Annotated in this window: 10 protein-coding genes and 1 riboswitch; of the genes, 5 read left to right on the top strand and 5 right to left on the bottom strand. The window is 71.0% G+C overall.

All coding sequences use genetic code 11. The features are described from left to right. Window positions 1–71: 71 nt before the first annotated feature. The 4 genes from KME80_RS48935 to KME80_RS53535 all read right to left on the bottom strand — a co-directional run bounded on the left by KME80_RS48935 (window position 72) and on the right by KME80_RS53535 (window position 2796). On the bottom strand, window positions 72–800 hold the full coding sequence (locus KME80_RS48935) for a phosphoadenylyl-sulfate reductase (protein ID WP_219519602.1): 729 nt from the start codon (window positions 798–800) through the stop codon (window positions 72–74). Continuing rightward, window positions 797–940: an Insertion element protein gene (locus KME80_RS48930; protein WP_219519600.1), complete on the bottom strand. Its 144-nt coding sequence runs from the start codon at window positions 938–940 to the stop codon at window positions 797–799. The genes KME80_RS48935 and KME80_RS48930 overlap by 4 nt, the downstream gene beginning before the upstream one ends. Next, window positions 937–2610, bottom strand: coding sequence for a nitrite/sulfite reductase (locus tag KME80_RS48925; RefSeq protein ID WP_219519598.1), 1674 nt, complete (start codon window positions 2608–2610; stop codon window positions 937–939). The genes KME80_RS48930 and KME80_RS48925 overlap by 4 nt, the downstream gene beginning before the upstream one ends. 102 nt (window positions 2611–2712) lie before the next feature. Next, on the bottom strand, window positions 2713–2796 hold the full coding sequence (locus tag KME80_RS53535; protein ID WP_311132608.1) for a putative leader peptide: 84 nt from the start codon (window positions 2794–2796) through the stop codon (window positions 2713–2715). 76 nt (window positions 2797–2872) lie between these two features. Here KME80_RS53535 and KME80_RS48920 point away from each other — a divergent pair, with 76 nt between their 5' ends. Then, a complete protein-coding gene (locus KME80_RS48920; protein WP_246647105.1) occupies window positions 2873–3226 on the top strand; it encodes a glutaredoxin domain-containing protein in 354 nt (117 codons plus the stop codon). Here KME80_RS48920 and KME80_RS52490 read toward each other — a convergent pair. After that, window positions 3223–3351 carry a hypothetical protein gene (locus KME80_RS52490; protein WP_281427552.1) on the bottom strand — a complete coding sequence of 43 codons (129 nt, stop codon included), beginning with the start codon at window positions 3349–3351 and terminating at the stop codon, window positions 3223–3225. The genes KME80_RS48920 and KME80_RS52490 overlap by 4 nt on opposite strands. A 61-nt stretch (window positions 3352–3412) precedes the next feature. Here KME80_RS52490 and KME80_RS48915 point away from each other — a divergent pair, with 61 nt between their 5' ends. The 4 genes from KME80_RS48915 to glyA all read left to right on the top strand — a co-directional run bounded on the left by KME80_RS48915 (window position 3413) and on the right by glyA (window position 7693). Continuing rightward, complete coding sequence (locus KME80_RS48915) at window positions 3413–3787, top strand: YccF domain-containing protein (protein WP_219519595.1); 375 nt, start codon at window positions 3413–3415, stop codon at window positions 3785–3787. Window positions 3788–3847: 60 nt separating this feature from the next. Further along, a complete protein-coding gene (locus KME80_RS48910; RefSeq protein WP_219519592.1) occupies window positions 3848–4780 on the top strand; it encodes a YihY/virulence factor BrkB family protein in 933 nt (310 codons plus the stop codon). A gap of 25 nt (window positions 4781–4805) precedes the next feature. Further along, window positions 4806–6311 carry a serine/threonine-protein kinase gene (locus KME80_RS48905; protein WP_219519589.1) on the top strand — a complete coding sequence of 502 codons (1506 nt, stop codon included), beginning with the start codon at window positions 4806–4808 and terminating at the stop codon, window positions 6309–6311. Window positions 6312–6334: 23 nt separating this feature from the next. Next, window positions 6335–6417: riboswitch (ZMP/ZTP riboswitch) on the top strand. 25 nt (window positions 6418–6442) lie between these two features. Further along, window positions 6443–7693: a serine hydroxymethyltransferase gene (gene glyA / locus KME80_RS48900; RefSeq protein WP_219519586.1), complete on the top strand. Its 1251-nt coding sequence runs from the start codon at window positions 6443–6445 to the stop codon at window positions 7691–7693. Window positions 7694–7768: the final 75 nt, after the last annotated feature.

Below are 7768 nucleotides of genomic sequence, written 5' to 3'. Positions count from 1 at the left end.
GCCGGGCGGAGAGCCGGGCGGCCCGCCTTGGCCCGCCCCGTCTGCCAACGGGGCGGGCCGGCGGCCGGGAGTTACAGGTGAATGCCGCATTCGACCTTCCCCAGCCCCGCCCAGCGGCCGCTGCGCGGATCCTCCCCCTCGGCGACCTGGCGCGTGCACGGCGCGCAGCCGATCGAGGGGTAGTTGTCGTAGTGCAACGGGTTGATCAGCACCCCGTTGTCGGCCATGTAGTTGTCGACGTCGTCCTGGGTCCAGGAGGCGATCGGGTTGACCTTGACCATCTGCCGCTTGGCGTCCCATTCGACGACCTTGGTGCCGGTCCGGGTGGCGGACTCGTCGCGGCGGATGCCGGAGATCCACGCCAGGTAGGGCTCCAGGGCCCGGTTGAGCGGCTCGACCTTGCGCAGGTAGCAGCACAGGTCGGGGTTGCGGCCGAACAGGCGCGGCCCGAGGTCGCGGTCCTGCTCCTGGACGGTGCGCGACGGCTTGACGTTGATCACGTTCACGTCGTAGACCTGCTGGACCGCGTCGCGGGTGCCCACGGTCTCGGCGAAGTGGTAGCCGGTGTCGATGAAGAGCACGTCCACGCCCGGCTTGACCCGGCTCACCAGGTCGATGAGCAGGGCGTCGCTCATGGAGGAGGTCAGGCAGAGCCGGTCGCCGAACGTCGCCGCCGCCCAGCGGATGATCTCGCGGGCGGGCGCGTCCTCCAGGAAGACGGCGGCCGACTCGACGATGTCCTGCAGGTCCAGCGTGCCGCGTTGCTGCGTCAGCCCGGCCTCGATGTCGACGAGCGTCACAGGTTCACCCCGATTCCGAGAAACTTCAGCTTGAAGGCGCGCGAGCAGGCGCGGCAGTACCAGCCGCCGTCGCCTTCGTACGGTTCGAGGTCCTCATCTCCGCAGTAGGGGCAGTGGAAGGGCACGGCGCGTGCGGTCATTTGAGGTCCGCCTCGTCGGCGCGCTGCACCCAGTCGGCGAACGTCTCGCCTTCCTTCTTCTGCTCGTCGTAGTGCGTCACGACGCGCTCCACGTAATCGGGCAGGCCCTCGACGGTGGTCTTGAGGCCGCGCACCTTGCGCCCGAAGCCGGAGTTGACGCCCAGCGAGCCGCCCAGGTGAATCTGGTAGCCGCCGACCTGGTTGCCGTTCTCGTCCATGACGAGCTGGCCCTTGAGCCCGATGTCGGCGGTCTGGATGCGGGCGCAGGAGTTGGGGCAGCCGTTGACGTTGATGGTCAGCGGCTCGTCGAACGTCGGCAGCCGCCGCTCCAGCTCGTCGATCAGCCGGGAGGCGCTGGCCTTGGTCTCGACGATCGCCAGCTTGCAGAACTCGATGCCGGTGCAGGCCATCGTCTGGCGGCGGAACGTCGAGGGGTTGACCTTGAGGTCGTTGGCCTCCAGCTCGGCGACGATCGAGTCGACCTGGTCGGGGGCGACGTCGAGGATGACCATCTTCTGCTCGACGGTGGTGCGCACCCGGTCGGAGCCGTGGCGCTCGGCGATGTCGGCGATCAGGCGCAGCTTGTCGCCGTCGAGGCGGCCCACGCGGGGCGCGAAGCCGACGTAGAAGTTGCCGTCGTGCTGCGGGTGGACGCCGACGTGGTCACGCCGGTTGGCGCGGGGCAGCGCGGGCGCGGGGCCGTCGGGCAGCTTCTCCTTGACGTACTCCGTCTCCAGGACCTCGCGGAACTTCTCCACGCCCCAGTCGTTGACCAGGAACTTCAGCCGCGCCCGGTGCCGCAGCCGCCGGTAGCCGTAGTCGCGGAAGATGCCGATCACGCCCGCGTAGACGTCGGCCGCCCGCTCGGGGGCGATGAACACGCCGAGCCGCTTGGCCAGCATCGGGTTGGTCGACAGGCCGCCGCCGACCCACAGGTCGAAGCCCCGCTCGCCCTGCTCGTTGACGACGCCGACGAACGCCACGTCGTTGATCTCGTGCACGGTGCAGTGGGCCGAGCAGCCGCTGAGCGCCGTCTTGAACTTGCGCGGCAGGTTGGAGTAGGCGGGATTGCCGATGAACTTCTCGTTCAGCTCGCGGATCTGGGCGCTGGCGTCGATCACCTCTTCGGCGTCGATCCCGGCCACCGGGCACCCGATGATCACGCGCGGGGTGTCGCCGCACGCCTCGGTCGTGCTCAGCCCGACGGCCTCCAGCCGCTCCCAGATGTCGGGCACCGACTCGATCTCCACCCAGTGGAGCTGCACGTTCTGCCGGTCGGTGATGTCGGCGGTGCCGCGCGCGTACTCGTTGGACAGGTCGGCGATGACGCGGAGCTGGCGGATGTCGAGCTGGCCGCCGTCGATGCGCACCCGCAGCATGAAGTAGCGGTCGTCGAGCTCCTCCGGGTCGAGGATCGCCGTCTTGCCGCCGTCGATGCCGGGCTTGCGCTGGGTGTAGAGGCCGTACCAGCGGAAGCGGCCGCGCAGGTCGGCGGGGTCGATCGAGTCGAAGCCGCCCTTGGAGTAGATGTCGATGATCCGCTGGCGGACGTTGAGCCCGTCGTCGGCCTTCTTGCTCTCTTCGTTCTTGTTCAGCGGCTCTCGGTAACCGAGGGCCCACTGGCCTTCGCCGCGCGGGCGCTTGTGGTGCCGGCTGGCAGGGGTGCTCATTGCGCGTCCTTTTGGGTTATGGGCGCGCGCAGCGTTCCTCCTGCCTCGTCATCGAGTGCAGGGGAGAGGAGGTGCGACGCGCTCAGCGGAAGAAATCTGCGGTTACCGGGCGTCGCAACAGATGGCACTGCGGACACGCTGAAGGTCGACGTGGCGTCGGCCGACGAGCATGGGGTCCGCTGGCATGCCTCGAAGATACCCCGGCGGCGATCGATGTCCAAGACCGGGTCCAGACTCTGGACTCGCCCGGTACGTTCGCGGTATGTCTCCCCTGATGACGGCCCTGCTCATCGTCGCGGCCCTCTACGTCGCCTGGACGGTGCTCGCCAATCTGCCGCGCCGGGGGCGCTCGGCCTCCCACAGCGGGGCGGACCGCGCGGGCGTCGTCGTCTACTGGCGGCCGGGCTGCCGCTACTGCATGCGGCTGCGCACCGGGCTGCGGTTCACGCCGCTCGCCTACGCCGAGGTGAACATCTGGCGCGACCCCGAGGCGGCGGCGTTCGTCCGGTCGGTCAACGGCGGCGACGAGACGGTGCCCACCGTCACCGTGGGCGGCCGGGTGCTGGTCAACCCGTCGAGGCGGCAGCTCCTGGAGGCCGCCGGTCAGGCCGGCTAGCCCTGGCGCAGCCAGTTGACGACGGGCTCGTCCGGCTCCGGCTCGGGCTCCTGGTGCTGGCAGTCGCACCACGACCCGCCCCGGCACTCGTCGTGACGTCGTTCCTTGCAGCGTTCGCAGATCACCCCTGCATTATCAGGGTGATCCCCGATGTGGGCCGGGTACGCACGGTGACATGCTGTGACCATGCGCACCATCCTCAACGTCATCTGGCTCGTGTTCGCCGGCATCTGGCTCGCCATCGGCTACGCGCTCGCCGGGATCGTCTGCTGCGTCCTCATCATCACGATCCCGTTCGGCATCGCCTCGTTCCGGATCGCCGCCTACGCGCTGTGGCCGTTCGGCAGGACCGTGGTGCGCGACCCCGAGGCCGGGGCGCTGACGCTGATCGGCAACGTGATCTGGTTCCTGGTCGCGGGCATCTGGCTGGCGATCGGGCACGTGCTCACGTCCATCCCGCTGTTCGTGTCCGTCATCGGCATCCCGCTGGGCGTGGCCAACATCAAGATGATCCCCGTCTCACTTCTCCCGCTGGGCGCACGCATCGTCGACAACGCCTAGGGCAGGACGAGGGGGACGTAAGCTGTCCCCGAGAGTCACTGCGAAATAGCGTTGGGTGCCATGACGTCCACGGATGCGCCTGGCCGGTCCAAGAGGCGGCTCGCCGCCCAAGCCCGGGCGAGGCTGAGCTGGGTGCGCGACACGAGGTCGTGGGCGACCGCCCGCGCCGCGACCAACGCCGGCGTCAACTACCGGGTCACCGGCCTGGCGGGCGAGGCCGCGTTCTTCGCCCTGCTGTCGCTGCCCCCGTTCGTCCTGGGACTCATCGGCGTGCTGGCCAAGCTCGGCACCTGGCTCGGCAGGCAGCGCGTGCGCGACATCGAGGCGTGGGTGATCGACCAGGCCGGGCTGCTGTTCACCGACGACGCCGTCACCGGCGTCGTCCGCCCCTTGCTGGCCGACGTGCTGCGCGACGACGCGAGCAAGGTGTCGATCATCTCGCTGGGCTTCCTGCTGTCGCTGTGGTCGGGCTCGCGCGCCCTGTACGTGTACGTGGACCTCATCTCCGTCGCCTACGGCCTGGGCGAGGAACGCGGCATCATCCGCACCCGCCTCATGTCGTTCGGCCTGTACGTGGTCGGGCTGGTCATCGGCATCATCGTGATGCCGATCCTGGTCATCGGGCCGACGCTGCTGCGGGGCGTGCTGCCGGGCCAGTACGGCGTGCTCATCGACGTGCTCTACTGGCCGGTGGTGATCGTCGGCTCGGTGCTCTTCCTGACCGTGCTCTACCACGTGAGCGTCCCCGTGCGCACGAAGTGGTACCGCGAGCTGCCCGGCGCGATCCTCGCGCTCATCCTGTGGATCGTCTGCGCCGCCGTGCTGCGCGGCGTGCTGGCAGCCTGGTTCACGCCCGTCTCGGTGTACGGGTCGCTCGCGGCGCCCATCGCGGTGCTGCTCTGGCTCTACATCACCGCGCTGGCCGTGCTCATCGGGGCCATCCTGAACGCCGAGGTCGACCGGCTCTGGCCCGGCCTCGGCCGTGCGAAATGACCGTCGTTCCGCCATAATCGCCCCGATGGAGGCGCAGCAGAGGGTCGGTCCGTACGTCCTGCTCCGCAAGCTCGGCGAGGGCGGGATGGGCTTCGTCCACCTGGCCCGCGACGGGTCCGGCAGGCAGGTCGCGCTGAAGATGATGCGGCCCGAGCTCGCGGCCCGCGAGGAGTTCCGGCGCAGGTTCGGCAAGGAGGCGGAGGCGGCCCGGCGGGTCGCCCGGTTCTGCACCGCGCCCGTGCTCGACGCCGGGTTCGACGGCGGCACGGCCTACCTCGTCACCGAGTTCGTCGAGGGTCCCGACCTGGCCGGGGTGATCCGGCGGCACGGGCCCATGACGGGCTCCAACCTGGAGGCGCTGGCCGTGGGCGTGGCCACCGCGCTGGCCGCCATCCACCAGGCCGGCGTCGTGCACCGCGACCTCAAGCCGTCGAACGTGCTGCTGAGCCCCGTGGGGCCGCGCGTGATCGACTTCGGCATCGCGCAGCTCGCCGACACCGCCGACCTGCCCTTCACGGTCGCGCAGAGCATGGGCACGCCCGCGTACATGTCGCCCGAGCAGGCCAGGGGCGAGCCCGTCACCCCCGCCGGCGACGTCTTCGCGTGGGGCGCGCTGATGGCGTACGCGGGCACCGGCAGGCCGCCGTTCGGCACTGGGGGCGTCGCCGAGGTCGTCTACCGGGTGGTCAACCACGCGCCCGTGCTCGACGGGCTGGACGAGCGCATCCGCTCGCTGGTCGAGCGCGCCCTGGACAAGGACCCCGCCCGGCGGCCCACCGCCCAGCAGCTCCTCGACCGGCTGCTGGGCCGTACGGAGGTCCAGGTGGACGCCGCCACGCGGGTGGTGTCGGAGACGTGGACGCCCGTCCTGGCGCCGGCCGGCGGCGCGCCCGCGGCGTCCTACCCCGCGAGCGCCTTCCCCGCGAGCTCCTTCCCGGCGGGCCCCGGCGGCGGGAACGGCGGCGGGAACGGTGACGGCCGGCCGGGACCCGGACCGGCCGGGCGGCGCGGTGGGGCGGCAGGGCGCGGGCGGCGGTGGGTGCCCGTGGTGACCGCGCTGCTGGCCGCCGCCGTCGGCGCCGGCGTCACCGTGGCCGTCCTGCGCCCCTGGGAACAGGCCGCCGGCGAGCCCGGCACCCCCGCCGCCGCCAGCACGATCGACGCGCTCGGCAGCAGGCTGAGCGTCCAGGTCGACTCCCTCGTCCGGCAGGGCGGCACCGTCCGCCTGCAGTGGACCGTCAAGAACGTCGGCGAGGAGAACGCGCCCCTCGCGGGCAAGCTCGGCCGAGGCGCCCTCGACTCCACCGCCTCGCGGGTCAGCCTGGTCCCGCCCGGCGTCGGCTCGCCGATCTACCCGGCGAGCAAGGACGGCGGCTGCGACTGCACCGACCTGCCCGTCGCCCCCTTCGAGGGCGGCGACCAGGTCCAGCTCTACGCCATCTACGCGAACGTGCCCGAGGACGTCGCCCGCGTCGACGTCGACATGGGCCCGCTCGGCGTCATCAGGAACGTGGCCATCACCCCGAGCTGACAGCCCCCGCGCTTCCGATATCGTCAAGGCGTCGCGACTGGCGCAATCGGTGGGATCGACCACCAGGGAGCGGAAGGAGCGGAGGCCGTGCGCCTGGGTCTTCGCAGGATGTCAATGATGACAGGAGACTCATGAGTTCTCTCGCTAGCGTCGACCCGCAGATCGCCGAGCTCATCAAGGCCGAGGAGCGCCGCCAGGCCGACACGGTCAAGCTCATCGCCTCGGAGAACTACGTGTCCAAGGCGGTGCTCGAGGCGACCGGCACCGTCCTGACCAACAAGTACTCCGAGGGCTACGCCGGCAAGCGCTACTACGAGGGCCAGCAGGTCATCGACCAGATCGAGACCGTGGCCGTCGACCGCGCCAAGGCGCTGTTCGGCGTCAACCACGCCAACGTCCAGCCCTACTCCGGCTCGCCCGCCAACCTGGCCATCTACATGGCGTTCCTGCAGCCGGGCGACACCGTGCTGGGCATGGGCCTGCCGTTCGGCGGCCACCTCACGCACGGCTGGTCGGTCTCGGCCACCGGCAAGTGGTTCAACCCGGTCCGCTACGGCGTCCGCCAGGACACCGGCCGCATCGACCTCGACCAGGTCCGCGAGCTGGCCCTGGAGCACCGGCCCAAGCTCATCTTCTGCGGCGGCACCGCCATCCCGCGCACGATCGACTTCGAGGGCTTCGCCGCGATCGCCCGCGAGGTGGGCGCCGTGCTGGCCGCCGACATCGCGCACATCGCCGGCCTCGTCGCCGGCGGCGCCCACCCGTCGCCGGTCGGCCACGCCGACGTGATCTCCACCACCACCCACAAGACGCTGCGCGGCCCCCGCGGCGCCATGCTCATGGCCACCGCCGACGAGCACGCCGCCGCGCTCAACAAGGCCGTCTTCCCCGGCCTGCAGGGCGGCCCGCACAACCACACCACCGCGGCCATCGCCGTCGCCCTGCGCGAGGCGTCCACCGACGACTTCAAGGCCTACGCCCACCAGGTCGTCGCCAACGCCAAGGCGCTGGCCGACGAGCTCGCCTCGCGCGGCTTCGACCTGGTCTCCGGCGGCACCGACAACCACCTGATCCTGCTCGACCTGACGCCCAAGGGCATCGGCGGCAAGCCGGCCGCCCAGGCGCTCGACCGGGCCGGGCTGGAGACCAACTACAACACGGTGCCGTTCGACACGCGCAAGCCGTTCGACCCGTCGGGCATCCGCATCGGCACCCCGTCCGTGACCTCGCGCGGCATGCGCGAGGCCGAGATGCGGCAGATCGGCGCCTGGATGGACGAGGTTGTCACCGCGCTGTCCAAGGGCGACGCCGAGGACGTGATCACCCGCGTGCACCGCGAGGTCAGCGAGCTGACCGCGCAGTTCCCCGCGCCGGGCCTGTAAGCGAGTCCCCCGGGCGACCGGGAACGCCCCGCCGCACGGGCTCTCTCGTGCGGCGGGGCGCCGTCGCTCCCGGGG

The organism is Nonomuraea ceibae, from assembly GCF_019396325.1.
GTDB classification, from domain to species: domain Bacteria; phylum Actinomycetota; class Actinomycetes; order Streptosporangiales; family Streptosporangiaceae; genus Nonomuraea; species Nonomuraea ceibae.
The sequence above is the reverse complement of the archived record's forward strand: the minus strand, read 5'-3'. Positions and strand labels throughout refer to the sequence as shown.